This window comes from Micromonospora rifamycinica (assembly GCF_900090265.1).
In the GTDB taxonomy this organism is placed as follows: Bacteria; Actinomycetota; Actinomycetes; order Mycobacteriales; family Micromonosporaceae; genus Micromonospora; species Micromonospora rifamycinica.
Map to the genome: position 1 here is coordinate 1,394,366 of NZ_LT607752.1, position 26,170 is coordinate 1,420,535.

Consider the following 26,170-nt stretch of genomic DNA (forward strand, 5'->3'; position numbering starts at 1 on the left):
GGAGCGTCATGACCATCCCCGGAAAGGTCGTCGCCATCACCGGCGCCAGCAGCGGCATCGGCGCGGCGACCGCCCGCCACCTCGCCGCGCTCGGCGCGTCGGTCGTCCTCGGTGCCCGCCGCACCGACCGGCTCGACCGCCTGGTCGCCGAGATCGAGACCGCCGGCGGCACGGCGGTCGCCGCCCGGGTGGACGTCACCACCCCGGACGACCTGCGGTCCCTGGTCGCCCTCGCCGTCGAGCGGTTCGGTCGGCTGGACGTCCTGGTGGGCAACGCCGGGGTCAGCAGGCTCAGCACCGTCGCCGAGCTGGACGTCGAGGGCTGGTCGGCGATGGTCGACGTGAACGTCAAGGGCGTCCTGCACGGGATCGCCGCCGCCCTGCCCGTCTTCACCCGCCAGGGCAGCGGTCACCTCGTCACGGTCGTCTCGACCTCCGGCCTGAAGATCACTCCCACCCAGGCGGTGTACGCCGGGACGAAGAACGCGGTGCGGACCCTACTGGAGGGCCTGCGGCAGGAGAGCACCACCGGAGCGCTGCGGACCACCTCGATCTCCCCCGGTTACGTGCGTACCGAACTCGTCGACCAGGCCATCGACGACCCCGGGGTACGCGAGGAGGTGCAGCGGACCATGGCCGAGATCGGCCTCGACCCCGGCGCGGTCGCCCGCGCGATCACCTTCGCCATCGACCAACCCGACGACGTCGAGATCGGCGACCTGACCATCCGGCCGACCCGCCAGGGCTGAGGGTGGGGTCGGCCCGGAGGTGACCCCGGCCAGCTCCGCCACCCGTCCCACGGTCAGGCGTTCGTCCACGGCACCGACCAGCTGCCCGCACGCCACCCGAGGAGCGAGCGCCCGCAACGGGTACGGCCGCCGCGGTGCCGCGGCGGCCGTACGGGTTGCTCCGGTCGGCCGGTCAGACCACGGTGCAGGGGATGCCGTTGAGGGTGAAGGCGGTCGGCTCGGCGGTGTTGCCGGTGTGGCTGCCCTGGAAGCCGATCTCGATGGTCGCCCCGGGGGCGATCGTGCCGTTGTAGCTGACGTTGCGGGCGCTCACCTGGCCGCTGCTCGGCGAGATGGTGGAGCTCCAGGCCGAGGTGACCGACTGACCCGACGGCAGCGTGAAGGCCAGCGTCCAGCCGTCGATCGCCGAGGTGCCGGTGTTGGTGATGCTGATACTGGCGGTGAAGCCGGAGTCCCAGGTGTTCATCGTGTAGGCGACCCGGGGTCCGCTCCCACCGGACGTCGGGGTGGGGGTCGGCGTCGGGGTCGGGGTCGGGGTCGGCGTGGGGGTGGGCGTGTTGGTGGGCGTGGGGGTCGGCGTGGTGCCGCTGATGCTGGTCACGAACGTCATCACGCTGCGCGCGGGCAGGCTGACGGTCAGCGAGCCGTTCGACATGGTGAGCGCGCTCTGCGGCGCGACGTTCCGGCTCCCGTCGGTCAGCCAGTTCGCGACGCTGCTGGACCCGGTGACGCCCGAGATGTTGAACTGCTGGCTCACCGACGAGGTGTTCTTGTTGACCGCGACGATGACGACGCTGTTGCCGCTGCGGTACGCCGAGACGTAGACGTTCGTCGCCGGGTTCGCCGTGGCGTCGATCCGCACGTGTCCCGGGCGGACGAACCTGGCGAAGTGCGCCATCATCGCGCCCCGCTTGCTGATCTGGCCGTCCTCACGCATGGGGCCGTAGCTGCGCCGCAGGTACCACCAGACGTAGGTCTGGAACTCGGCGTCGACCATGGAGCGGTGGATGTGCTCGCCGACGTCGAGCGCCTCCGGCCAGGCGTCACCCGAGTTCGCGTTGCTGTTCGGGTAGTAGACCTCGGTCATCCACAGTTCCTTGCCCGCGCCCTTCTGCTTGAACAGCGGGTACGGGAAGTTGGAGTACGAGGTCCCGTACAGGTGAGCCCCGATGATGTCGACGTTCGCCAGCGCGGTGGCGTCGTTGAGGATCGGGTCGGACATCGACTTGACGTACTGGAACGACTCCGGAGCCATCACCCGGGTGCTGATCACCCCGGAGTTCTCCTTGAGGAACTTGATGATCTCGGCGGAGGTCCACCACGTCCAGTCGTGGGCGTAGTCGGGCTCGTTCTGCACCGAGATGCTGTAGAGGTTGACCCCGTTGTTGCGCATGTAGACGGTGAAGTCGTTCAGGTGCTGCGCGTAGGCGGCGTACGAACTGGCCCGCAGCCGCTTCGCGTTGGTCTGGCTGCCCCGGGTGAACGTCTCGATCATGCTGGCCGGCGGGTTCCACGGTGACGCGAAGACGGTCACCCCGAGTTCGGCGGCACGCTTCGCGGTCGCCAGGTCACGGCTGAAGTCCGCCTGGCTCTCGCCGACCGGGATCCGCAGCACGGAGAAGCCGAGCCGCCCCTCACCGGTGCCGAATGCCGTCTCCCGCTGGGCGGCGGTCAGGTCGCCGATCCAGGCCGCGTGGACCATCGCCCCGAAGCCCTTGATCGTCTGCCGCTGCGCCGACGGGTTGATGCTGGCCGGCGCGGCCGAGGCTTCGCTGGCCCCGATGACCGCCGTGGCCGCCGCGACCGGCACGGCCCCGATCGTCGTCAGGACGGCCCGGCGGCTGAGCCGCCTTCGCTCGTCGCCCACCGGCGCGTTCTGCTCCTGCGTCATGGTGCGTCCTCCTGCGTGGTGGTGGTGGTGACACTTTCGATTTCTATCGACTGACTTCATTGTTAACGTTAACCGCCCGGACTCTAGTTTCCTCCATCGACGCCGGTCAAGGAAGGCTCTCCGCCACCCGGTCCCACCTGCGCAGACGCGCCACAACGCCAGCCGTCGAATCGACAGGCGACGATCGAGCCGACCACCCGGCAATCGGGTCGGCCGGACCCCGGACACGCCACTTCACCGCCCGGTGGAACGTCGACCCGGCGGGGACGGTCACCACGCGCGGAACGTCGACCCGACGGGGACGGTCACCGCACCGGGAAACGCGGTCCGTCGACATCGGAAGGGGCGGTAAACGGGCATTGACCTGCATGGCTTCATGATGCCGAGATCAACTTGTCACGTTGGTGACACGATCCGGCTCGACAGTGGGTCATCGTCGCCCACCCCTCAAGGAGCGTCATGGCCCCCACCCCACCGACCGACGCCGAGCTGGACGTCCTCATCCGCGCCCGCCTCGCGTCGCTCGGCATCGACCTCGGCCAGCTGCCCGCCGGCACCACCGCCGACCCGCAGACCGGCTCCCCCGGGCAGGACACCGTGCTGGCCTCGTTGCGCTCGTTCGTCCGTAGCACGGTCGGCACCCTCGCCGCCTACCAGCCGCCTGCCCCGGCGGGCACCGACCCGGTCGTGGCCAGGGCGTTGTCCCAGCAGCCCGCGCCGATGCTCTACCCCTCGATCAGCACGGAATGGCGGAAGTGATGAGCACAGCACCTGCCGACCACGGCGTCGACCGTCGCGCCTTCCTCGCCCGTACCGCCGCGCTGGCCACCGCCTCGGCCGTCGGCGGCGTGGTCGGCCTGCCCGCCGTCGCCTCGGCGGCCGGCAGCACCCGAACATCGGCCGTGCCGGCCGGTCGCTACAACCCGGCGCTCGCCGTGCCCAACGCCTACGTCAAGCCGCGCCCGGAGGCGGTGGCCGACCCGACCGAACTGACCATCGCCGAGGCGGCCTGGCTGATCCGGGCCGGCAAGCTCACCCCGGAGAAGCTGGTCGAGGCTTACCTGGCCCGGATCTCCCGCTACGAGCCGACCTACCAGGCGTTCAACCTGGTGCTCGCCGAGCAGGCGGTCAAGGCGGCCCGCGCGATGGCCCGCAAGCCGCACCGGGGCGCGCTGCACGGCATCCCGCTGGCCATCAAGGACAACTACTACACCGCCGGGGTGCCGACCACCGCCAGCTCCTACCTGTTCGCCGACTTCCGGCCACCGTACGACGCCACGGCGGTGACCCGGCTGGTCACCGGCGGCGGGGCGATCGCGCTGGGCAAGACCCAGATGGGTCCGTTGGCCACCACCCGGGCCACCACCCCCAGCGGGGTGGTCACCACGGTCAACGCCTGGACCCCCACCAACCCGGCCACCGACCCCGGCGGATCGTCCACCGGCACGGCCACCGCCGTGGCGGGACGGCTCGCCACCTCCGGCACCGGCACCCAGACCGGCGGGTCGATCACCGCGCCGTCCAACGCGCAGAACCTCACCGGGCTCAAGCCGACCATGGGCCGGGTGTCGCTGCACGGGATCATCCCGCTCAGCTACACCCGCGACCATCCCGGCCCGCTGGCCCGCGACGCCAAGGACGCCGCCATCATGCTCACCGCGATGGCCGGCGAGGACCCGGCCGACCCGCGCAGCCAGGGCCTGCCCGAGGTGCCCAAGCTGATCGACGCGGCCACCCCCACCTACCAGGCCGGCAAGCTCAAGCTGCGCTGGAAGACCCGGATCGGGGTGCTGCCCGGCTTCACCGCCGGCACCTCGGAGACCGCGCTGGCCCGGCAGGCGTACCTGGCGAAACTCGCCGCGATCCCCGGCGCGACAGTGGTCGACGTGCCGCTGCCCGACGAGTGGGACCTGCTCACCGGCAGCGCGTTCAACAACGTACGGCTGCCGGAGCGCACCGAGCCGTTCCTGCCCTACCTGCGCACCGACCTGCGCGGTTTCGGGGTGTCGGTGACCGGCTGGTTGCAGGGCGCGCTGCTGGGCGGCGGCGAGTTCATCACCGGCCAGCGGGCCAAGCTGCTGCTGATGGAGCGGGTGCTCGACCAGCTCTTCGCCGGCTGCGACGTGGTGGTGCAGACCGGCCCGGTCCCGTTCGACATCCTCGGCCTGCCCGAGATCGGCTTCCCGATCGGGTTCACCGCCGCGGGACTGCCGATCGGCACGATCCTCGGTGGCCTGCCGTACGGCGAGGACCGGCTGCTGTCGGTGGTCGCCGCCTACCAGGCGGTCACCGACTGGCACCTGCGGCGACCGGCCGACCCGCCGGCCACCCCGGCGACGGCGCGCGGCGTGGCCCCGGCCGGTCTGCGGCTCACCGCCGAGGAGGTGGCCCGGCTCAGCCAGTGACCGTCAGGCCGTCCGCCCGCCGGCTCACCGGCGGACGGACGGCACCCGGCGGCGGACCACAGCCGGCCGGGCGGGAGGTGCCGCCACCGGCATCCCCCGCCCGGCCGGGTCGACCGGATGGTGACCGACCTCAGTCGATCGTGGCCAGCTTCGGCAGCACCTCGGTGGCGACCCGCCGGGTGAACTCCACCGGGTGCCGGTCCGGGGTGACCTGCACCTCGGACACCCCGAGCGCGGCGTACTCGGCCACCTCGGCGAGGAACCCGTCCACGTCGGCCAGCGGCGGTCGCATCATGATCACCGTCTTGTCGATGGCGTCGTAGTCGCGGCCCTCGGCGGCGCAGTGCCCACGCAGCACGTCCAGCTTGTGCGCCACCTCGGCGGGGCTGCTGCCGAACAGGTTGCAGGCGTCGGCGTACCGGGCCACCAGCAGCAGGGTCTTCTTCTCGCCACTGCCACCGATCATGATCGGCGGGTGGGGCCGTTGCAGCGGCTGCGGCGAGTTGAGCGTCTCGGCCAGCCGGTAGTGCCGGCCCTCGAACGGCCCGTTGTCGTCGCTCCACATCTGCCGGCAGATCCGCAGCGTCTCCTCCAGCCGCTCGAACCGCTCGGCCACCGGCACCACCGGCACCCCGAGGCCGTGCTGTTCGCGCTCGTACCAGGACGCCCCGATGCCGAGCCGGGCCCGGCCGCCGGAGAGCACGTCCAGGGTGGTCACGATCTTGGCGAGCAGCCCCGGGTAGCGGTACATCACGCCGGTGACCAGCACGCCGAGCGTCATCCGCGAGGTCCGCGCCGCGACGAAACCCAGCGTCGTGTACGCCTCCAGCATCGGCTCCTCGGCCGGGGCCATGGCCTCCATCTGGAAGTAGTGGTCCATCACGGTGAACGACGCGAAGCCGGCCTCCTCGGCGATGGTGGCCGTCTCGATCAGGGTCGGTGCGATCGCCGCCGGATCGGCCGGGGTCGAGTAGTTCCAGTAGTGCAGTCCGAGTCTCATGCCTCGCCACCTCCGCACCGAGCCTAGTCGCGCACCGGGCCGTCCGCCCGGTCGCCGACCGGCCGGGGGACGAAGGGTCAGCCGCCCAGCACCGCGAAGGGTCAGCCGCCCAGCACCGCGCGGGTCAGGGCACGTAGCCCCGCCTCCCAGCGTTCCTCGGGCCAGTCCCGCAGGTGTTCCACGAGGTCGCTCCGGACGGCCGCCAGCAGGACGTGGGCCAGGTAGTCCGCCGACTCCGGCCCCCGCGCCTCGGTGACGAGATCGACCAGCAGGGCTTGCCACTTACGGCCTGACGGTCCGCCGGTCCGACCCGCACCGGAAACCGGCCGGTCAGGGGGTCAGGAAACCCTCGGCCCGCAGCCACGCCTCGCACGCGTCGGTCCAGGTGGCCGTGTGCGCGTCGCGGGCGATGAAGGGGTGGCTCCGGCCGCCGTACGTGACGCCGTCGGCCAGCCCGATGCCGTGTCCACCGCGCGGGTAGATGTGCAGTTCGACCGGAACCCCGGCCGCCACGAGCACCCGGGCCCATTCCAGGGCGTTGGGAACCCCCGGCGGGTCCTGGGCGGCCGCCCATACGAACGTCGGGCAGGCCGTCGCGTCCACGTGCCGCGCCGGCGACAACTCGTCCTTGATCGCGATCAGCTCACCCAGTAGCCCCTCGACCGCCGGCGGCGGAAGCAGATCCAGGTCGGCCAGGGCGTACGCCAGGATCGCGAAGTCCGGACGCGGCGGGTCGACGACGCCGGTCTCGATCGACAGCACCGCACCTGTCATCAGCAGGCCGGCCAGCTGCCCACCGGCGCTGGAGCCGATCACCCCCACCGGGCCGGTGTCGAGCCCGTGGGCACCGCTCCTGACCTGGTCCAGGGCGGCACGGGCGTCCTGCAACGGTGCGGGGAACCGGTCGGGCAGCAGCCGGTATTCGAGGACGAAGGCGTGCAGCCCGATGCCGGCCAGCCAGCGGGCGTAGCCCTCCCCCTCGTGCGGTGGGAGCTCCCGGAAGCCGCCGCCGGGGAGGACCAGCACGGCCGGCCGGGGGCCGGTGAAACGGTCGGCGGCCGGATAGACCGTGATCCGCTCGGAGATCGTTGCCTGAGTCGGCGAGATGGCAGTGCCACCTTTCGCTACCACGCCTCCATGCCTGACGATCCGTCCGTCACCGGCACGCGACGCTGCGGACAGGTTAACCGGTGGGCCGACGGCGTGCGGGGCGGGCGGCCCGGTCGTCGCCCGCCCCGCACCCGGTTCACCCGGCCGCGCCGCCACGTGCGCGTCGGCGGCCCGATCCCGCGCCCACCCGGCGGACCGGGCGGGCGCGACCGGTCAGCTGCGCAGGCTCCACTGCTGGTTGGTGCCGCCGTTGCAGGCCCAGAGGATCAACTTGGTGCCGTTCGCCGTCGCCGCGCCGTTGGCGTCCAGGCAGAGGCCGGACTGCACCCCGGTGACCGTGCCGTTGGCGTTGACGTTCCACTGCTGGTTGGCCTGCCCGTTGCAATCCCAGATGACCACCTGGGTGCCGTTGCCGGTGCCCTGCCCGGAGGCGTCCAGGCACTTGGTGCCGTAGACCATGAGCTGCCGGCTGGCGGTCCGGGTCCACCGCTGGTTCGCCCCGCCGGTGCAGTCCCAGAGCTGGGCCTGCGCGCCGTTGGTGGTGCTGGAGCCGGTGACCTCGGCGCACCGGCCGGACTGCGCCCCGACGAGCTGCCCGGCCTGGGTCTGGGGCGGGTTGCCGGTGCCCTGCACGCCGGCGTTGGCGATCACCGTCTGCGCGCCCGAGGGCCAGTTGTTGTTGCTGACCACGGTGTTGTTGTTGACGACGTTGCCCCGGTCGCCGTTGGTCACGTTGGTGCTGTTGTTGGTCGACCAGTTGTTGGTGACGGTGAAGTTGCCCATGTTCTCGGCGTACCAGTAGTTGGCGGTGGCCCAGGTGCCGGTGCTGGCGAACACGTTGGTGCGGGCGGTGTAGTAGCGGGAGCCCTCGTCGAAGTAGAGCCCGAACCAGCCGTTGGTGCGCAGGCAGTGGTTCTCGCTGATGAGTCCGCCCGGGTTGGCCGACAGCGTGTAGATGCAGCCGCCGTCGGTCATCTGCTGCATCACGTCGTGCACGTAGTTGCCGACGACCTGGTTGTTGGCCGCCGTGGTGGCCGTCGAGTAGCGCGGCTGGTAGTTGTAGAGCCCCCGGTCGGCGTAGTGGTTGCTGCCACCCGCGTCGTTGGCGCCCCAGCCGTAGCCGACCGACAGCCCGGTGTACGGCATGTTGTACACCTCGTTGTGCGACACCAGCGAGGTGTTGACGTAGGTGGTCAGGATCGACACCACGCCCCGGTACTCCAGCCCCAGGTCGTGCACCCGGTTGTTGCTGATGGTGATGTTCCTGTTGACCATCCGCTGGTCGCTCGGGTGGTGGGCGTCGGCACGCACCCCGCCGACCACCACCCCGCCGGCCGAGTTGCGGGCGATCTCGGAGCGGGTGACGGTGATGTTGCTGGCCCCCAGGCCGACCCCGCTGGCGTGCGCGTTGGCGTCGTTGCCGATGCCGATCGCGGTCTGCCCGAGGTTGACGAACTGGGAGTCGCTGAAGGTGACGGTGTTGGCGGCGGAGATCTGCACAGCGGCCGGCATCTGGTTCCAGTTCGGCCGGGTCGCCTCGAACAGCGGGCAACCCTCCTGGCAGGAGGTCAGGGCGTCGGCCGGACGCGCCCAGGTGCCGGTGATGTGCGCGCCGGTCTGCTGGTCGGCGAAGCCGTTGCTGCTGCTCGGGCCGAGCCAGCTGGTGCCGGTGAAGGTGATCCCGCTGAACGCGATGTGGTGCGCCGGGGCGTCGTAGCTGCCACCGACGTTGACCAGGGACGGCAACTGGGGCAGCTCCACGCTGACGCTGTTCATGTCCTGCCCGGCCAGCGGGATGTAGTTGAGCTGCCCACTGCCCGGGTTCAGGTACCACTCCCCCGGGCTGTCCAGGAACTCGTATGCGTTGGCCAGGTAGAACGGGCCGGCGCGGTGCGGCTTGGACAGGGTGTCGAAGCCGAACGTGTTGTTGTTCCAGGCCGGCTGCTGCATGGTCAGGAAGTTGCCGCTGATGCTCTGCACCGGCGAGTACCGGTCGGTGAACGAGCCGACGCTCTCCACCTCGACCCGGTTCTGGTTGCCCAGGTTGTTGAGGTAGCTCAGCGCGCCGTTGCTGAACCGCATGCCGCTGGTGGTGAAGGTGAAGTCGGCCCGGTTGACGGCGGTCCGCGCCCGGGTGGCGACCGCGCCGTTGACGTAGAGCTGCCGGCTGTCCAGCCCGGCGGGCACGCTCGCCCGCCAGATGTTCTTCCCCGCGTCGACCTGCGACCAGCCGGTGACCGCACGCGCCCCGCTGATCTGCGGGCGGGCGGAGGCGGCGGCCCGCCAGGTCACGGTGTAGCCGTTGGTGCCGGAGTCGGCGGCGGTGAACCGCAGCGGCGCGGCCAGCCGGTAGACGCCGTCAGCCAGTTCGACCACGATGTCGCCGGACATCCCGGCGGTGCGGGACCGGACGGCGTTCTGCGCCTCGGTCAGCGTGCACGGCTGGCTGGCGGCACAGGTGGTGCCGCTACCGGAGGGTGCGGCGTAGAGCGTGGTGGTGGCGGCGAGGGCGGGGGCGGCCGGGGCGAGCACGGCGGCCGTGGCGGCGAGCGCCGTGGCGGCCAGCCCGGCCAGCACCTGCCGGCGCCCCCTGGGGGATGTCGGGACGGACACGGTGGGACTCCTATCGGGGTGGGGTGTGGTGGGGTGCCCCCGGTCGCGGTGGAATCATGCCGCCACCGGGGCGAGCAGACCGGCGGCGCGCAGCGCCGGCCACAGCGCCGCCGGGACGTCGGCGTCCGACCGGGCCAGGCTCTGCGTCACCTGGCCCCCGGTACGCAGCCCGACGACCGTCGAGACGACCGCGGGGTGTCGCCGGACGAAGGCGAGCGCCGCCTGGGGCAGGGTGACGCCGTAGGATCCGCAGACGTCGGCGATCCGCCGCGCCCGGTCGATCAGCTCCGGCGGGGCCTGCCGGTAGTTGTAGGTCGCGTCGGCCGGTGGCCGGTCCCGGGACAGCAGACCGGAGTTGTAGACCCCGGCGACCACCACGCCGACGCCCCGCTCCTGCGCGGCGGGCAGCAGGTCGGCCAGCGCCCCCTGTTCGAGCAGGGTGTACCGGCCGGCACACATCACCACGTCGACGTCGGTCTCCCGGACGAACCGGGTGAGCAGGTGGGACTGGTTCATGCCGGCGCCGATGGCCCCCACCACGCCCTGGTCGCGCAGCTCCACCAGGGCGGGCACCGCCTCGGTGGCGGCCTGCTCCCAGTGGTCGTCGGGGTCGTGCAGGTAGACCACGTCCACCCGGTCCAGGCCGGTGCGGGCCAGGCTGGACTCCAACGAGCGGAGCACCCCGTCCCGGCTGAAGTCCCAGACCCGACGGTGGTCCGCGGCGACGTCGAACCCCTCCGGGTCGCGTCGGTGCGCGTCCGGTGGCGACGGGACGAGTAGCCGGCCGACCTTCGTCGACACCACGTACTCGTCGCGCGGCCGGGATCGCAGGGCCGCCCCGATCCGCCGCTCGGACAGCCCGAGCCCGTAGTGCGGCGCGGTGTCGTAGTAGCGCAGCCCGCCCTCCCACGCGGTGTCGATCGCGGCGGCGAACTCCTCGTCGGTGGTGGCCCGGTAGAGGTTGCCGCCCTGTGCCCCGCCGAACCCCAGCTCGGTGAGGCGTACCGTCGGCCGGCGGGGCAGCGCGTGCGCTCTCACGACGCCGCCAGCCGGTACGCCCGCCGCGCGGTACGCCGCCAGATCGCCGCCTGTTCGTCGGGGCCGAGCGGGGCCAGCAGCACCGACAGGGTGTCGATCCAGCGGCGGTAGGAGCTGGCGAGCAGGCAGACCGGCCAGTCTGAGCCGAACATCAGCCGGTCCGGGCCGAACGCGTCGAGGGCGTGCTCGACGGCCGGTCGGAGGTCGTCCGACGTCCAGGCCGGCCGGTGCACCTCGGTGACCAGTCCGGAGAGCTTCGCCGTGGTGTTGGGGGACGCGGCGAGGGCGTGCAGGTCGCGTACCCAGTCGGTGAGGTCGGTTCCGCCGAGCGCGGGCTTGCCGAGGTGGTCGAGGACGAACCGTACCTCGGGCAGGTCGCGCGCCACCCGAGCGGCCGCGCCGAGCTGGTGCTGCCGGACCAGCAGGTCGAAGGCGAGCCCGGCGGCGCCCACCGCGGCGATCCCGCGCCGCACGTCGGCCCGGTCGAGGAACGTCGGGTCGGGTTCGTCCTGGACGGAGTACCGGACGCCGACCAGCAGGTCGCCGCCCCGGGCGGCCCGTAGCCGGGCCAGCCGGTCGGTGACGTCGTCGGTCGTCACGTCCAGCCAGCCGACGACCCCGGCGATCAGGGTGTCGGCGGCGGCGACGCCCAGCAGGTCCACCGTCTCGGCCTCGGTGGAGTTGGCCTGCACCACCACGGTCCGGGTGACCCCGGCGGCGCGGGCCACCGGGGCGAGGTCGGCGGGGGTGAAGTCGGCGTCGATCGCCGCCATGGTGGTCGGGTCGATCCAGGGCTGCGGGTGCCGGGACCGGGTCCAGAGGTGGTGGTGGGCGTCGATGACGTCGGCGCGTCCGGGCGTGGTCATCGGCCCAACCATCCGCCGTCGACGGGCAGCACGACGCCGTTGACGTAGTCCGATGCCGGCGCGGCCAGGAACACCGTGACGCCGGCCAGGTCGTCGGGGCGTCCCCACCGGCCGGTCGGGATCCGGGCGAGGATGGCCGGTTCGCGCTCCGGATCCTCGCGCAGCGCCCGGGTGTTGTCGGTGGCGACGTAGCCGGGGGCGATGGCGTTGACGTTGACCCCGTGCGCCGCCCACTCGTTGGCCAGCGCCCTGGTGAGCCCGGCGAGGCCGGACTTGGCGGCGGCGTAACCGGGGACGGTGACGCCACCCTGGAAGCTGAGCAGCGAGGCGGTGAAGATGATCTTCCCACTCCCCCGGCCGACCATGTCCCGACCGATCTCCCGGCTCAGCACGAACTGGCTGGTCAGGTTGACCTCGAGGACGTGGTCCCACATCTCGTCGGAGTGCTCCGCCGCCGGGGCGCGGGCGATGGTGCCGCCGTTGTTGACCAGGATGTCGATCGGGCCGAGGTCACGCAGCTCCCCGACGAGCCGGCGCACCGCGGCCCGGTCGGCCAGGTCGGCCCGCAGCGCGGTGAACCGGCGGCCGGCCGCGCGTACCCGCTGCTCCACCTCGCTCCCGGTGGCCTCCAGCTGCGCCGAGACGCCGACGACGTCGGCACCGGCGACGGCCAGCGCCTCGGCCATCGCCAGCCCGATGCCCCGGCGGGCGCCGGTCACCACGGCGGTCCGGCCGGACAGGTCGAACAGGGCGCTCATCGGTCGGCCTCCCGCAGGTCGAGCAGTACCTTCAGCACACCGCCGCCGGCCTCGAGGGCGGTGAAGGCCGACGCCGCCTCGTCCACCGGCACCACCCGGGAGATGAGCCGCCGGGCCGGGACCACACCGGAGGCGACCAGCCCGACCGCCTCCACCATGTCCTCACGCCGGTAGAGCCGGGCGCCGAGCAGTTCCAGCTCGCGCCAGAAGACCCGGTGCAGGTTCACCGGTCGGGGCTGCGGATGGATCGCCACCATGACCAGGCGGCCCCGGGTGGTCAGCACGTCGACCGCGGTGCCGACCCCGGCGGCGGAGCCGGAAACCTCGAAGGCCACGTCCGCGCCCGCGCCGTCGGTGCGCTCGTCGACCAGCGCCGGCACGTCGGTGTCCCCCGGGTCCACGGCGTCGATGCCGAGCCCGGCCGCCACCGACCGGCGGAACGGGTCCGGTTCCACCAGCAGGACCCGCGCGCCCCGGTGCCGGGCGACCGTGGCGATGAGGACGCCGACCGGCCCGCCCCCGACCACCACGACCTGGTCGGTGGCGGTCACCCGGCCCCGCCGCACGTCGTGCACCGCGACCGCGACCGGTTCCACCAGGGCGGCCTCGTCGAGCGGCAGCTCGTCGGGGAGCGGCACCACCAGGTCGGCCGGGACCGTCCACGACGACTGCATGGCACCCGGCGAGTCCACCCCGAGGAAGTTCATCGCATGGCAGATGTGCGAGTCCCCGCGCCGGCAGGCGACGCACCGGCCGCAGTAGCGGGTGGGCAGCACGGTGACCGGCTGGCCCACCGCGAAACCGGTGACGTCCGGGCCGACCTCCGCGACCCGGCCGGACATCTCATGCCCGATCACCGCGGCGGCGCCCACCCGGGCGTCCATGTCGCCGTGGTAGACGTGCAGGTCGGTGCCGCAGATCCCGGTGTAGGCCACCGCGATGCGCAGCTGGCCGGGCCCCGGCGGCTCCGGGGCACGCCGCTCGACCTCCAGCTGCCGCGCGCTTCGGTAGACCACTGCCTTCATACGTGCTCCCTCGTGGGTCGGGGTCGGGGTCAGTGCCGGACGGCGGACGGCAGGCCGTCGTGGTGGTGCGCCGCCGCGCCGGGCAGCGGGGTCACGTACCGGCCAGGCCCGGCGGGGGTCTGCTCGGCCACCGCCAGCAGCCGGTGCCCGGCGCGTTCCGGTCGCACGTTGGGCCCCTCCGGGGTGGGCACGTCCGAGCGGCGCGGATACCGCCGGATCTCCTCCTCGGCGAGCGTGACGCCCAGCCCCGGCGCGTCGCCGAGGACGAACGCGCCGTCCTCGACGTGCAGGTCGACGGCGACGCCGACCGGCGGCCGAAGGTCCTGTAGCTCGCTGACCAGGTGGTTCGGCACCGACGTGGCGGCGTGCAGCAGACCGAGGGGGCTGTTGCCGATCGGGCTGACCGGCAGGTCGTAGGCGTGCGCCAGGGCGGCCACCCGGAGGAAGTGGGTCACCCCCCACACCGCGGCCATCTGCACGACGTCGACCGCCGTCGCGGCGATCAGCGGCCGGTACTGTTCGAGGCCGGTCAGGTTCTCCCCGGTGGCGACCGAGGCCCGGATCCCGCGCCCGACGACGGCCAGGCCCTCGGCGTCCCACCGCCGTACGGGTTCCTCGATCCAGACGAGGTCCAGGGTGCGTTCCAGCTCGCCGACGTGCCGGACGGCCTGCTTGCGGCTCCAGGCCTCGTTCACGTCCAGCATCAGGCCGGGGCGCTGCCCCCGCCCGGCCTCGGTCAGCACGTCCCGGACCAGGTGCAGCCGGTGCCGGTCCCGCTCGATGTCGAGGCCGCCCTTGAGCTTGGCGGCCCGCAGCCCGTGCCGGGCGTAGACCTCGTAGGCGGCGGCGAGCGCGTCGTCGTCCAGGCCGATGTCGAGGCCGGAGGCGTAGGCGGGCACCCGCCGGTCGCGTCCGCCGAGCAGCCGCCAGAGCGGTTGGCCCGCCGCCTGGGCCTTGATGTCCCACAGCGCGGTGTCCAGCGCCCCGATGGTGCCGAAGACCGAGCCGGCGTGCCCCGCCTTGAAGGTCTGCCGCAGCATCCGGTCGTAGAGGGTGGTCACGGCGCGGGGATCCTCACCGTCGATCGCCGCGAAGATCCGTTCGACGTCCGCGTACGGCCCGAGGCCGACTCCGGTGATGCCCTCGTCGGTCTCGACCACGATGATCGGGACAGTGGTCACCCCGTCGGTGAAGACGCCGTTGGCGTCGCCGACGGGACGTCCCCACTCCTGCACGGTGGTCAGGGTCCGGTATCCGGTGATCCGCATGTCAGCCCTTCGTGGCGCCGGCGGCGACACCGTCGGCGATCTGGCGCTGGAGGAAGAGGTACACCACCAGGACGGGTACCGCGGCGATCAGCACCCCCGAGGCGAAGGTCGGGATGTCGTCGGAGTACTGCCCGCGCAGCGAGGTCACCCCGACCATCAGGGTGCGGTGGTCGGCCGAGGGCATCAGCAGCAACGAGATCAGCACGTCGTTCCAGCAGAACAGGGCGTCGAGGATGCCGACCGACAGCAGCGCCGGGGTGCCCAGCGGCACCATGATCCGCCGGTAGACGCCGTAGACGTCGTTGCCGTCGATCCGGGCCGCGTCGACGATCTCGGTCGGGATGGTCCGGTAGTAGCTGGTCATCAGGAAGATCGTGAAGGGCAGGAACTGCGCCACGTAGGCGAGCACCAGCCCCGGGTAGGTGTCGACGAGACCGGCGTCGGACATGATCCGGGCCAGCGGCACCATGATCACCTGGAACGGCACGAACAGCGCCGCCAGGCAGCACAGGAAGAGCGCCGACGAGCCCCGGAAGCGCAGTTGGCTCAACGCGAAGCCGGCCATCGACCCGAACAGCAGCAGGAGGAGCACCGAGACCGTCACCACGACTGTCGAGTTGACCAGGTACCGGGCCATCCCCACGCTGTTCCACGCGGTGGCGATGTTCTCCCAGCGCAGGGTGTCGGCCAGCGAGAACCGGTCGAGGACGTAGTCCCGCCGGGTCTTCATGGCCACGTTGACCGTGAAGACCAGGGGGTAGACGGTCGCCAGGGCAAGCACCGCCATCGGGACGGCGATCAGCCACCGGCCCCACCGGACGTTGGACATCACGCCTCCCGCACCGTCCGGCGGAGCAGACTGATCTGCACCAGCCCCACCACGAGCATGATGAGGAAGAGCACCGTCGAGGCGGCCGAGGCGAGCGCCGGCCGGTTCATCTGTCCCTGCTGGATCCAGATGTAGTACTCCGGCAGGTACGTCGAGCCCTCCGGCCCGCCACTGGTCATCACGTACAGCAGGCCGAACATGGAGGTCAACATCCCGATCATCGTGGTGACGACGACGAACTGGATGGTCCGGGAGAGGCTGGGGACGATCACGTGCCGGATGGTCTGGGGCAGCGACGCGCCGTCCACCCGGGCCGCGTCGAGCAGCGAGGCGTCCAGGGTGGCGAAGCCGGCGAGGAACACCACCAGCGCCATCCCGAAGGTCGCCCAGACGTGCACCCCGACCACCACGAACATCGCCAGGTCCGGGTCGCCGAGCCAGTCCACCGGCCCGATGCCGACCCCGCCGAGCAGGGCGTTGAGCGGGCCGTCGAAGGCGAGCAGGAGATTGAAGATCGCCCCGACGATGACCGGGGACAGCACGGCCGGGAAGAAGTAGACGCTGCGGTACAGCCGGTTTCCGGGTACCCGCAGGTAGATGAAGGTCGCAAGGAGGCCGGGAATCGCCACCGCCACCGGCAGCAGCAGCACGAGCAGGCCGACGTTGCGCAGCGCGCCCCGGAACAGCGGATCCCCGAACAGCTCCCGGTAGTTGTCCAGCCCCACCGCCAGCCCGTCGCGGTCGCCGTCGCCGGTGAAGGAGAAGTTGACCCCGAGCAGCAGCGGCCAGAACCGCAGCAGCAGCAGGATCAGCAGGGCCGGGGCCAGCAGCACGTAGGGGGCGAGACGCTCCGCCCGCCGGCCGCCGCGCGGTCCCCGGGCGCGGGGCGACCGGCGCGGCGTCGGGACGGTCGGTCCGGTGGGCGCCGGCCGGACCGACGCCGCCGTCTCGGGGATCGACACCGGTCAGCCGGCCTGATCGGAGGCGGCCAGCTGCTTCACCGCCTCGTCGACGGAGATCGAGCCACTGAGCAGCTGCTGGGAGAGCCGGCCCATCAGGTCGAGCGTCTTCGAGGAGAGCGCCACGTGCAGGGCGGGTTTGCCGGCCTTGAGGTCGGCGACGATGGTGGCCACCGCCGGGCCGCCCTGGGACACGTCGATGGTGGTGTCGGCGGCGATCGCACCGGCGTCGGCGTAGAACGACTTCAGCGCGTCGGTGGAGGTCAGCGAGCGCACCAGGTCGGCGGCGACCTTCGGGTCCTTCGTCCACGTGGCGACGCCGTACCCGATGCCGCCGTCGAAGGGCAGGTTCGGGGTGGCGCCGGGCTCGACGACCGGGGCACGCATCACGCCCAGCTTCTCGGCGGGAACGAACTCGCTGAAGTCCTTCCAGTGCCCCACGTCCGACATCAGGCCGATGACGTGGGCCGCCTTCGCGGACTGGAAGATCGCGAAGGCGTCGTTGAACATGGCCGTCGAGTTCGCCCCGTCGCTGTTCAGCTTCGCGTCCTGGGTCTCCTTCCAGAGCGCGAAGATCCGCTTGACGTGGGGGGAGGTCCAGTCCCGCTTGCCGGCGATCCAGGCGTCCTGCTCCTGCGGGGTGAGCACGCCGGTGCCGAAGGCGGAGAGGAAGAACTGGATGCCGAAGCCCTCCTTGTTGCCGAGGGCCAGGCACTTCGCGCCGGTCCGCTGGGTGAGGGTGGCGCAGTTGGCGACGAACTCCGGCCAGGTGGTGGCCGGCTTGGCGGGGTCGAGGCCGGCCTTGTCGTAGAGCGTCCGGTTGTAGTAGATCGGGTGGCCCTGGAGGGTGACCGGGCCGGCGTAGGTCTTGCCGCCCTTGGTGAACGCCTCCCAGCCGGCGAGCCGCTGCCGGTCCTCGGCCACGTACTCGTCCAGCGGCAGCAGCGCGTCGGTCCGGTCCCGGAGCTGGCCGCCGCCGTTGAACAGGATCACGTCAGGTCCCTTGCCGGCCTGGATCGCCGTGCCGAGCAGGGTGTAGTACTGCTCGTAGGGCTGGGCGACGAACTCGACGGTGACGTCCGGGTGCTTCCGGGCGAAGTCGGCCTTGGCCTTCTGCAGGTAGGCGGCGGCGGTCGGCTCACCGGACTTCCAGTCCCAGACCACCAGTTTCCCGGCGGAACCTCCCGGGGAGGAGCGTGTCCCGGCGGCACTCCCGCACCCGGCCAGCGCCAGCGCCGCGACGAGTACGGTCGAGACCACTGTCCGCTGCTTCATCGGCTGCCCACCTTCGACTCCGCCTGCCACACTGATCGGGAGGCATGAATTTGACGGAAAGGTAACTCGTATGACGTATGACGTCAACAGTGCGCCGTAGAATTCGCGACAGGCAGCAGGTCGTGGCGCGGTCCGCGGAAGGCAGTGGAGGGGACATGACGGCACGAGAGATCACCCTGAACGCGTCGACACCCCCGACCTGGGCCCGGCGGCCCACCAACCTCGCCACGGCCGTCACCGCGGAACTGGTGGAGCGCATCGTGCGCGGCGTGCACCCGCCCGGCTCCCCACTGCCCCCCGAGCCGGCGCTCTGCGAGGCGTTCTCGGTCAGCCGCACGGTCGTCCGGGAGGCCGTCAAGATCCTTCAGGAGAAGGGGCTGGTACAGGTCCGGCAGGGCAGCGGCACCATCGTCACCCCACCGTCGATGTGGGACATGCTCGACGAGCTGGTCCTCGCGGCGACCATCGCCGAGGACGACAGCCTGACCATCCTCGACGACCTGGTGGCCACCCGGCGGGTGCTGGAGTCCGACATGGCCAACGTCGCCGCCCGGCTGGCCGACCGGACGACGGTCGACCGGCTGCGCGCCCTGGTCGACCGGATGGACGAGCTGGTCGACGACCAGGTCGCCTACCACGAACACGACCGGGCGTTCCACGACATGATCATGCAGGCGTCCGGAAACCGGATCGCCCGGGGCGTGGTGCGGTCCCTGGAGAGCCAGGTGGTGAACACCGCCCGCTACATGGGCCGCTCGGAGCGGTCCCTCTGCGTGGCGTCCAACCAGGGGCACCGGCGCATCTACGAGCGCATCGCGGCGCACGATCCGGACGGCGCCGCCGAGGCGATGGTCACCCACATCACCGAGGCCTGGCTGGTCCGCCGCAGCGGCCCGGACACCGCACGGCTGGTGCGCTGAGGCCCGGCCCGACCCCACCCGGCTGCGCACCCCCACCCGGCTGCGGACCCCACCGCGACCGGCTCCGGGCGCTCCCGGGCGGCCCGGCGGACATCGACCAGCCGGCCGCCGACCGCGGGTAGCTCAACCAACGGACGTCAATGGCTTGCGAGTGTTAACGATAACAAGCTAACGTCGGCCCCAGAAGCGAAGGGCACGCTTCCGCACTCCGTCCACCGGCATCCGTCGGCGGCACGGAGTGGGGCGCGGGCAACGCCGGTCGGACACCTCCGGGCACTCGTGTGGACGCTGCACGCCGCCGGGTCGTCGATCCTTCGACTCACCCGGGAGCCCCGGCGCGTATCGCCCATGGCCTCCGTGGGGATCCGACCCGATCGCGCGCTGACCACAGTGCCGTGCCCATCGGTCAGCGCGCGATCGGGACCGCGTACCCACACCGCGTACCCGCACGGCGGCACCCCGGCGAAGCCCGGCACCAGCATCGCGTCCCGGGCCGACCGTCCGGTGTGCCGCCGGAGCGCCGACGCCACCCTCGACACGCATCGCCCATCTGGGAGGTACTGGTGAGACCCGCACTGCCACCACTGACCCGCCTGCGGCGCTCCTTCGCCTGGCTCGCGGCCCTGATCCTGGTCTCGACGCTGCTCCCGACCAGCGCCGCCAAGGCCGACAACCCCATCGTCCAGCACATCTACACCGCCGACCCGGCTCCGCTGGTGCACGACGGCCGGGTGTACCTCTACACCGGCCACGACGAGGACGGCTCGACCTGGTTCACCATGAAGGAGTGGCGGGTCTGGTCCTCCGCCGACATGGTCAACTGGACCGACCACGGCTCGCCGCTCAACGTCGGCACCTTCAGCTGGGCGAAGGCGGACGCCTGGGCCGGCCAGGTCATCGCCCGCAACGGCAAGTTCTACTGGTACGTGCCGGTGACCGCGAAGTCGACCAACTCGATGGCCATCGGAGTGGCGGTGAGCGACAGCCCCACCGGCCCGTTCCGGGACGCCATCGGCCGGCCGCTGGCGGCCAACGGCGAGATCGACCCGACCGTCTTCATCGACGACGACGGGCAGGCCTACCTCTACTGGGGCAACCCCAACCTGTGGTACGTCAAGCTGAACCCCGACATGATCTCGTACTCCGGTAGTGTCACCAAGATCCCGCTGACCACCGCCGGCTACGGCACCCGCAACGGCAACGCCACCCGCCCCACCCTCTACGAGGAAGGCCCCTGGGTCTTCAAGCGCAACGGGACCTACTACAACGTCTTCGCCGCCGAGTGCTGCAGCGAGTTCATCGGCTACTCCACGGCGCCCGGCCCCACCGGGCCGTGGACCTACCGGGGCACGGTCATGCCCCGGCAGGGCGGCAGCTTCACCAACCACGCCGGAATCGTCGACTTCAACGGCGGGTCGTACTTCTTCTACCACAACGGCGCGCTGCCCGGCGGCGGCGGCTACACCCGGTCGGTCGCGGTGGAGAAGTTCACCTACGGCACCAACGGCACCATCCCGACGATCAACATGACCAGCACCGGCGCGCCGCAGATCGGCACCCTCAACCCGTACGTGCGGCAGGAGGCCGAGACCATCGCCTGGGGCTCCGGGATCGAGACCGAGGCGTCCAGCGAGGGCGGGATGAACGTCGGCTTCATCGACAACGGCGACTACATCAAGGTCAAGGGGGTCGGCTTCGGCACCGGCGCGACCTCCTTCAACGCCCGGGTGGCCTCGGCCGGCAGCGGCGGCACCATCGAGGTACGGCTGGACAGCGCCACCGGCACCCGGGTGGCCAGCTGCTCCGTGCCGGTCACCGGTGGCTGGCAGAACTGGCAGACCGTCTCCTGCCCGGTCTCCGGCGCGACCGGCACCCACGACATGTACCTGCGGTTCACCGGCGGCAGCGGCACCCTGTTCAACGTCAACTGGTGGCAGTTCAGCAGTGGCAGCAACCCGACGCCCACCCCGACCGCGACGCCCACCCCGACGCCCACCGTCACCCCCACCCCCACCCCGACGACCCCGGCCCCGACGACCCCGGCTCCGACCACGCCCGGCGGGCGCTCCTGCGCCGCCACCAACACCGTGGTCAACACCTGGCAGGGCGGCTTCGAGGGCAAGCTGACCATCACCAACGGGTCCACCCCGATCACCGGCTGGCGGGTGAGCTTCACCCTCCCCAGTGGGCAGACGGTGGCCCAGGCGTGGAACGGCACCCTGACCCAGCAGGGCAACCAGGTGACCGTCACCAACGCCGCCTACAACGGGCAGCTCGCCGCCGGTGGCTCCACCACAGTGGGCTACATCAGCTCGACCACCGGCAGCAACCAGCCACCGACCGACCTCACCTGCACCCCCGTCTGACCCTGTCGCACGGCTGACAGGCACGCCGGCCCGCTCACCCACCGGAGCGGGCCGGCACCCCACCACCGACACCACCGTCCGCAAGACCCACCCGGACGGGCGTTCGCCCGTGATCCGGTCCGCTGGAGGTTCCCATGTCCTTCCCGTCCCTCAACCGACGCCAACTTCTCCAGGCCGCCGGCGCGACCGCGCTCGCCTCCGCCGCGGGTGGCACCCTGCTCGGGTCCGGGCCGGCCGCCGCGGCGCTGGTGGTCCCCCCGGCGCGGCCGGACCTGGGTGTCTCCGCGTACCCGTTCGAGCTGGGTCAGGTCCGGCTGACCGCCGGCCGGCTGCTGGACAACCAGAACCGGACGCTGAGCTACCTGCGGTTCGTCGACGTCGACCGGATGCTCTACAACTTCCGGGCCAACCACCGGCTGGGCACCAACGGGGCCGCGACCAACGGGGGCTGGGACGCGCCGTCCTTCCCGTTCCGCACCCACATGCAGGGGCACTTCCTCACCGCCTGGTCCCAGGCGTACGCGGTGCTCGGTGACACCACCTGCCGGGACAAGGCGAACTACATGGTGGCCGAGCTGGCCAAGTGCCAGGCCAACAACGGCGCGGCCGGGTTCACCGCCGGCTACCTGTCCGGCTTCCCCGAGTCGGACTTCTCGGCGCTGGAAGCCCGGACGCTGTCCAACGGCAACGTGCCCTACTACTGCATCCACAAGACCCTGATCGGGTTGCTCGACGTGTGGCGGTACATCGGCAACACGCAGGCCCGCTCGGTGCTGCTGGCGCTGGCCGGCTGGGTCGACACCCGCACCTCGCGGCTGAGCTACAACCAGATGCAGGCGATGCTGGAGACCGAGTTCGGCGGCATGAACGAGGCACTGACCGACCTCTACCAGTACACCGGGGACGGGCGTTGGCTGACCGTCGCCCAGCGTTTCGACCACGCGGGCGTGTTCAACCCGCTCGCCAGCAACTCCGACCAGCTCAACGGCAAGCACGCCAACACCCAGGTGCCCAAGTGGATCGGCGCGGCGCGGGAGTTCAAGGCGACCGGCACCACCCGCTACCGGGACATCGCCGGCAACGCGTGGAACATGACCGTCAACGCGCACACCTACGTCATCGGCGGCAACAGCCAGGCGGAGCACTTCCGCCCGCCGAACGCGATCGCCGGGTACCTGACCAACGACACCTGCGAGCACTGCAACACGCACAACATGCTCAAGCTGACCCGGGAGCTGTGGCTGCTCGACCCGAACCGGGTCGCCTACTTCGACTTCTACGAGCGGGCCCTGCTCAACCACGTGGTCGGCGCGCAGAACCCGGCCGACGGGCATGGCCACGTCACCTACTTCACCCCGCTCAAGCCGGGTGGCCGCCGGGGCGTCGGGCCGGCCTGGGGCGGCGGCACCTGGAGCACCGACTACAACTCGTTCTGGTGCTGTCAGGGCACCGGCATCGAGGCGAACACCAAGCTGATGGACTCGATCTACTTCTACAACGACACCACGCTGACGGTGAACCTGTTCGTGCCGTCGGTGCTCACCTGGTCACAGCGCGGCATCACGGTCACCCAGAGCACCAGCTACCCGGCCAGCGACACGACCGCGCTCACCCTCTCCGGGTCGATGAGCGGCTCGTGGAGCATCCGGGTCCGGATCCCGGCCTGGGCCACCGGCGCGACGATCGCCGTCAACGGCGAGACCCAGAGCGTCGCCACCAACCCCGGCAGCTACGCCACGGTCACCCGCACCTGGGCGGCCGGCGACACCGTCACCGTCCGGCTGCCGATGAGGGTCGTGGTGCAGCCGGCCAACGACAACGCCAACGTCGGCGCCCTCACGTACGGGCCGGCGGTGCTGGCCGGCAACTACGGCAACACCGCGCTGAGTTCCCTGCCGTCGCTCAACGTCTCGTCGGTGACCCGGACGAACAGCGGCACGCTGGCGTTCACCGCCACCGCGAACGGCTCCACGGTCAACCTCGGGCCGTTCTACGACGCGCACGGCTTCAACTACACGGTCTACTGGAACACCACCGGCGGCAGCACCGGCGGCGGCAGCACGCGCATCGTCAACGTGGGCAGCGGGCTGGTCCTCGGCATCCAGAACATGTCCACCGCCGACGGCGGGCTGGCCCTGCAGTGGGGCGACACCGGCACCGCCGACCACAACTGGGTGGTGGTGACCGACGGCGACGCGGTCCGGTTCCGCAACGTCAACAGCGGCAAGGTGCTCGGCGTGGAGAACATGTCCACCGCCGACAACGCCCGGGTCCTGCAGTGGGCGGACAACGGCACCGCGGACCACCGCTGGGTCCTGCTCAACCAGGGCGACGGCACCTACAAGATCCGCAACGTGAACAGCGGGAAGCTGCTCGGCATCCTCAACGGCTCGACCGCGCAGGGCGCGCAGGCCGTCCAGGACTCCGACAACGGCAGCCCGGACAACCGGTGGCGGTTCGTCGCCAACCCGTGAGGACCACCGTCGGTCCCGCACCGCCGGCGAGACGGTGCGGGGCCGACGGTCCCACGAACGGGGCCGCCCTTTGCGGGGGCGGCCCCGTTCCGTGCGTGGTGGCTCTGGGTGTGGTGGCCCTGGGGGCGGTGGGCGGGCGGCCGCACCGCCCGCAGACGCGGGCCGGGCCGCCCGTACCGACCGGCCCCGCGCAGCGGTGCCGACGGTACGGGCGGCCCGGGTCGTCCCGGTCCGCTGACCGGACCGGTCAGGGGGTGCTGAGCTGGAACCGACGGATCGTGCTGGTGCCGCCGAGGGCCTGGGTGGCGTGGTTGAACAGGGCGAACCGGTAACCCATGAAGAACTGCCAGTTGCTGTCGAGGGTCAGCGCGTTGCCCAGCGCGGTGAAGTTGACCCCGTCGGTGCTGTAGGAGAACCGGGCCTGCCGGCCGGACCCGGGGCGGATGTCGGCGGTGGCCCGTAGCCAGATCCGGCCCCCGCTGACCGGGGCCGAGGCGATCTCGGTGCCGGTGTTGGTGGTCCGCCAACTGCCGTCCATGGTGAGGTTGTTGGTCATCGACACCCGGGTTGCCCCGTTGTCCCGCCGGACGCCGATCCAGGCCGACGAGTTGCGCAGCACCGCCAACCCGGTCCGGTCCCCGTCACGTAACGCCGAGTAGTCGAGCTCGACGGTGGCCGTGGAGGTCGGCCCCTGGATCCGGTGGGTGACCGTGTTCCGGGCGCTGTAGAGGTCGTTGGTCACCGTGGCGGTCTGCAGCCGCAGGCCGTCGTTGACCGACCACTTGCTGTTGTCCGGGTTGTGGTTCCACTCCCACTGCGGGCCGAGGGTGCTGCCGGAGAACGTGTCGGTGCCGGTCAGCGGCTTGACCGGCCGGGTCGGCAGCGGGTTCGGGTACGACGTGCCCCAGCCGCCGTTGACCGTCTGGATCTGCGGCCAGCCGTCGGCGGTCCAGGTGATCGGGGCCAGCGCGGGCACCCGCCCACCGGGGTAGGCGTCCACGAAGGACATGTAGTACCACTGGCCGCCCGGGGTCTGCACCAGGCCGCCCTGGTGCGGCACGCCGCCGCCGGAGATCGGGCCGGGCATGTTGAGCAGCACCTGCCGCATCTCGTACGGGCCGAACGGGCTCGACGACTTCAGCACGTACTGGCCGTTCGCCGGCCGGGTGAGCCAGATGTAGTAGCTGCCGTTGCGCTTGTAGAACCGGGCCCCCTCCAGGGTGCCCACGCTCGACGGGGTGGAGAAGACCTGCTGGCTGCGGACCTCGCTCTTGCCGTCGGCGGACAGCTGCGCCACGCTGATCTGGGTGTTGCCGTAGGCGACGTACATGGTGTCGTTGTCGTCGACCAGCATGCCGGCGTCGTAGTAGCACTTGTTGATGGTGGCGTGCTGGTTCCAGGCCCCGTCCACGGCGGCGGCGGTGTAGATGTAGGTCTTGGCGAAGTCGATGCAGCCGGCCCAGTAGTAGGTGCGGTTGCTCGGGCGGTAGTTCAGCGTCGACGCCCAGATGCCGTTGACGTACGCCCGTCCACCCGACATGTCATACTTCGCGCCGAAGTCGAGCTTGGGCACCGAGTGCCCGGCGAACTCCCAGTTGACCAGGTCGTAGGAGCGCAGGATCGGGGCGCCCGGCGAGTAGTGCATGGTCGAGGCGGACAGGTAGAACGCGTCGCCGACCCGGATGATGTCGACGTCGGCGAAGTCCTGCCACACCACCGGGTTGGTGAACGAGCCGCTCGCCGGTGGGGTGGTGGGCGGTGGCGTGGTCGGGGTGGTGCCGCCGTCGACCCGGACGAGCTGCCACTGCTGGTTGGTGCCGCCCCAGTCGGCGTACTGGACGATGTTGCCGCCGTCGGCGGTGGAGGCGTTCTGCACCTCGACCGCCTTGCCGCTGTTGCGGTTGAGCAGCCGGACGTAGCCGTCGGCGGAGTCGGCGAGCCGGAACTGCTGGTTGGTGCCGTTGCCGTCGGTCCACTGCACGATCGACGCGCCGTCGGCGGTGGAGAGGTTGTAGACGTCGAGGACCTTCCCGGACAGCCGCGACTTCAGCCGGTAGTAGCCGCCGCCGGAGTCGACGAACTGCCACTGCTGGTTGGTGCCGTCGCCGCGGGTCCACTGGGTGATCCGCGCGCCGTCGTTGGTGGCGAAGTTGTAGACGTCCAGCGCCTTGCCGCTGTTGCGGTTGACCAGCACGTACCAGGCGGTGGTGTCCACCGTCGCCGCCTGGGCGCCGGTCGACTGGACCACGACGAGTCCGCCGCCGACCAGCAGTGTCATCAGGGCGGCGACGATCCGTGACCGCCAGCCGCGCCGTCGACGGACCGCGATCGGCACCTCTCCCATGGCTACCATGACCCTCCTTCACGAACGGTGGCACGACGGTCGCGCCGGGAACGCGGGCCACCGTCGTCACATTGTTCGAAGCCTGCCGATGTCAACGTTCACTCGGCGGTGCGCCCGCGATGGCGTACGACGCGGTGCAGCGGCGGATCGGGCCTGCCGACCAGCCGCTATGGGAACGGCTTCAGCTATCCATAGACTGTGAGCGATAACATGATGCTCGTCAAGCTGAAACAGCGCGGACATGATCGGCGGGCGGAAACGCCGACACCCCGGGTCAGGT

Annotated in this window: 19 protein-coding genes; 6 read left to right on the forward strand and 13 right to left on the reverse strand. The window is 71.4% G+C overall.

Going from position 1 to position 26,170, the window contains the following annotated elements; translation table 11 throughout:
* The first annotated feature begins 8 nt into the window (after positions 1-8).
* Positions 9-749, forward strand: a complete 741-nt coding sequence (locus GA0070623_RS05955; protein ID WP_067310588.1) for an SDR family oxidoreductase — start codon at positions 9-11, stop codon at positions 747-749.
* 172 nt (positions 750-921) lie between these two features.
* Here GA0070623_RS05955 and GA0070623_RS05960 read toward each other — a convergent pair whose 3' ends face one another.
* On the reverse strand, positions 922-2,640 hold the full coding sequence (locus GA0070623_RS05960) for a cellulose binding domain-containing protein (protein WP_067310591.1): 1,719 nt from the start codon (positions 2,638-2,640) through the stop codon (positions 922-924).
* 459 nt (positions 2,641-3,099) lie between these two features.
* On the opposite strand from GA0070623_RS05960, the gene GA0070623_RS05965 reads away from it, so the two are divergent.
* Together GA0070623_RS05965 and GA0070623_RS05970 are read left to right on the forward strand one after the other, a co-directional pair.
* Positions 3,100-3,399 carry a hypothetical protein gene (locus GA0070623_RS05965; protein ID WP_067310594.1) on the forward strand — a complete coding sequence of 100 codons (300 nt, stop codon included), beginning with the start codon at positions 3,100-3,102 and terminating at the stop codon, positions 3,397-3,399.
* A complete protein-coding gene (locus GA0070623_RS05970) occupies positions 3,399-5,045 on the forward strand; it encodes an amidase (protein ID WP_269458972.1) in 1,647 nt (548 codons plus the stop codon). Before GA0070623_RS05965 ends, GA0070623_RS05970 begins: the two co-directional genes overlap by 1 nt.
* Before the next feature lie 130 nt (positions 5,046-5,175).
* On the opposite strand, the gene GA0070623_RS05975 is transcribed toward GA0070623_RS05970, so the two are convergent.
* From GA0070623_RS05975 to GA0070623_RS06030, 11 genes are all read right to left on the reverse strand, one after another.
* Positions 5,176-6,045 (reverse strand): LLM class F420-dependent oxidoreductase, encoded by an 870-nt coding sequence (locus tag GA0070623_RS05975; protein WP_067310600.1) that lies wholly within the window; start codon positions 6,043-6,045, stop codon positions 5,176-5,178.
* Positions 6,046-6,375: 330 nt separating this feature from the next.
* Positions 6,376-7,176, reverse strand: a complete 801-nt coding sequence (locus GA0070623_RS05985; protein WP_067310603.1) for an alpha/beta hydrolase — start codon at positions 7,174-7,176, stop codon at positions 6,376-6,378.
* Positions 7,177-7,368: 192 nt separating this feature from the next.
* Positions 7,369-9,768, reverse strand: coding sequence for an RICIN domain-containing protein (locus GA0070623_RS05990; protein WP_084261405.1), 2,400 nt, complete (start codon positions 9,766-9,768; stop codon positions 7,369-7,371).
* A 54-nt stretch (positions 9,769-9,822) separates the two neighbouring features.
* On the reverse strand, positions 9,823-10,806 hold the full coding sequence (locus GA0070623_RS05995; RefSeq protein ID WP_067310609.1) for an aldo/keto reductase: 984 nt from the start codon (positions 10,804-10,806) through the stop codon (positions 9,823-9,825).
* Positions 10,803-11,672 carry an amidohydrolase family protein gene (locus GA0070623_RS06000; protein WP_067310612.1) on the reverse strand — a complete coding sequence of 290 codons (870 nt, stop codon included), beginning with the start codon at positions 11,670-11,672 and terminating at the stop codon, positions 10,803-10,805. Before GA0070623_RS06000 ends, GA0070623_RS05995 begins: the two co-directional genes overlap by 4 nt.
* Positions 11,669-12,430 (reverse strand): SDR family oxidoreductase, encoded by a 762-nt coding sequence (locus GA0070623_RS06005; RefSeq protein WP_067310615.1) that lies wholly within the window; start codon positions 12,428-12,430, stop codon positions 11,669-11,671. Before GA0070623_RS06005 ends, GA0070623_RS06000 begins: the two co-directional genes overlap by 4 nt.
* Complete coding sequence (locus GA0070623_RS06010; protein WP_067310618.1) at positions 12,427-13,455, reverse strand: zinc-dependent alcohol dehydrogenase; 1,029 nt, start codon at positions 13,453-13,455, stop codon at positions 12,427-12,429. Before GA0070623_RS06010 ends, GA0070623_RS06005 begins: the two co-directional genes overlap by 4 nt.
* Positions 13,456-13,484: 29 nt before the next feature.
* Positions 13,485-14,723 carry a mandelate racemase/muconate lactonizing enzyme family protein gene (locus GA0070623_RS06015; RefSeq protein ID WP_067310621.1) on the reverse strand — a complete coding sequence of 413 codons (1,239 nt, stop codon included), beginning with the start codon at positions 14,721-14,723 and terminating at the stop codon, positions 13,485-13,487.
* Between the two features lies 1 nt (position 14,724).
* Complete coding sequence (locus GA0070623_RS06020; protein ID WP_067310623.1) at positions 14,725-15,552, reverse strand: carbohydrate ABC transporter permease; 828 nt, start codon at positions 15,550-15,552, stop codon at positions 14,725-14,727.
* Entirely contained in the window at positions 15,552-16,514 is a 963-nt protein-coding gene (locus GA0070623_RS06025; protein WP_231932685.1) for a carbohydrate ABC transporter permease, read from the reverse strand. The genes GA0070623_RS06020 and GA0070623_RS06025 overlap by 1 nt, the downstream gene beginning before the upstream one ends.
* 3 nt (positions 16,515-16,517) lie before the next feature.
* Positions 16,518-17,786, reverse strand: coding sequence for an ABC transporter substrate-binding protein (locus GA0070623_RS06030; RefSeq protein ID WP_067310625.1), 1,269 nt, complete (start codon positions 17,784-17,786; stop codon positions 16,518-16,520).
* A gap of 155 nt (positions 17,787-17,941) precedes the next feature.
* On the opposite strand from GA0070623_RS06030, the gene GA0070623_RS06035 reads away from it, so the two are divergent.
* From GA0070623_RS06035 to GA0070623_RS06045, 3 genes are all read left to right on the forward strand, one after another.
* Positions 17,942-18,706 (forward strand): FadR/GntR family transcriptional regulator, encoded by a 765-nt coding sequence (locus tag GA0070623_RS06035; protein ID WP_084261406.1) that lies wholly within the window; start codon positions 17,942-17,944, stop codon positions 18,704-18,706.
* 563 nt (positions 18,707-19,269) lie between these two features.
* Positions 19,270-21,072 (forward strand): family 43 glycosylhydrolase, encoded by a 1,803-nt coding sequence (locus GA0070623_RS06040; protein WP_407937968.1) that lies wholly within the window; start codon positions 19,270-19,272, stop codon positions 21,070-21,072.
* 134 nt (positions 21,073-21,206) lie between these two features.
* Positions 21,207-23,546 (forward strand): beta-L-arabinofuranosidase domain-containing protein, encoded by a 2,340-nt coding sequence (locus tag GA0070623_RS06045; RefSeq protein ID WP_067315745.1) that lies wholly within the window; start codon positions 21,207-21,209, stop codon positions 23,544-23,546.
* A 247-nt stretch (positions 23,547-23,793) separates the two neighbouring features.
* Here the strand turns inward: GA0070623_RS06045 and GA0070623_RS06050 are convergent, their stop codons facing one another.
* Positions 23,794-25,899, reverse strand: coding sequence for a family 43 glycosylhydrolase (locus tag GA0070623_RS06050; protein WP_089003925.1), 2,106 nt, complete (start codon positions 25,897-25,899; stop codon positions 23,794-23,796).
* Between the last annotated feature and the right edge of the window lie 271 nt (positions 25,900-26,170).

Excerpts from the sequence above, each read along its gene's own strand:
- GA0070623_RS06020 (WP_067310623.1), bottom strand. The coding sequence starts at position 15,552 with ATGTCCAACGTCCGGTGGGGCCGGTGGCTGATCGCCGTCCCGATGGCG.
- GA0070623_RS05955 (WP_067310588.1), top strand. The coding sequence starts at position 9 with ATGACCATCCCCGGAAAGGTCGTCGCCATCACCGGCGCCAGCAGCGGC.
- GA0070623_RS06015 (WP_067310621.1), bottom strand. The coding sequence starts at position 14,723 with ATGCGGATCACCGGATACCGGACCCTGACCACCGTGCAGGAGTGGGGA.
- GA0070623_RS06030 (WP_067310625.1), bottom strand. The coding sequence starts at position 17,786 with ATGAAGCAGCGGACAGTGGTCTCGACCGTACTCGTCGCGGCGCTGGCG.
- GA0070623_RS05960 (WP_067310591.1), bottom strand. The coding sequence starts at position 2,640 with ATGACGCAGGAGCAGAACGCGCCGGTGGGCGACGAGCGAAGGCGGCTC.
- GA0070623_RS06050 (WP_089003925.1), bottom strand. The coding sequence starts at position 25,899 with ATGGTAGCCATGGGAGAGGTGCCGATCGCGGTCCGTCGACGGCGCGGC.
- GA0070623_RS05970 (WP_269458972.1), top strand. The coding sequence starts at position 3,399 with ATGAGCACAGCACCTGCCGACCACGGCGTCGACCGTCGCGCCTTCCTC.
- GA0070623_RS05965 (WP_067310594.1), top strand. The coding sequence starts at position 3,100 with ATGGCCCCCACCCCACCGACCGACGCCGAGCTGGACGTCCTCATCCGC.
- GA0070623_RS06010 (WP_067310618.1), bottom strand. The coding sequence starts at position 13,455 with ATGAAGGCAGTGGTCTACCGAAGCGCGCGGCAGCTGGAGGTCGAGCGG.
- GA0070623_RS06005 (WP_067310615.1), bottom strand. The coding sequence starts at position 12,430 with ATGAGCGCCCTGTTCGACCTGTCCGGCCGGACCGCCGTGGTGACCGGC.
- GA0070623_RS05975 (WP_067310600.1), bottom strand. The coding sequence starts at position 6,045 with ATGAGACTCGGACTGCACTACTGGAACTACTCGACCCCGGCCGATCCG.
- GA0070623_RS06035 (WP_084261406.1), top strand. The coding sequence starts at position 17,942 with ATGACGGCACGAGAGATCACCCTGAACGCGTCGACACCCCCGACCTGG.
- GA0070623_RS06045 (WP_067315745.1), top strand. The coding sequence starts at position 21,207 with ATGTCCTTCCCGTCCCTCAACCGACGCCAACTTCTCCAGGCCGCCGGC.
- GA0070623_RS06000 (WP_067310612.1), bottom strand. The coding sequence starts at position 11,672 with ATGACCACGCCCGGACGCGCCGACGTCATCGACGCCCACCACCACCTC.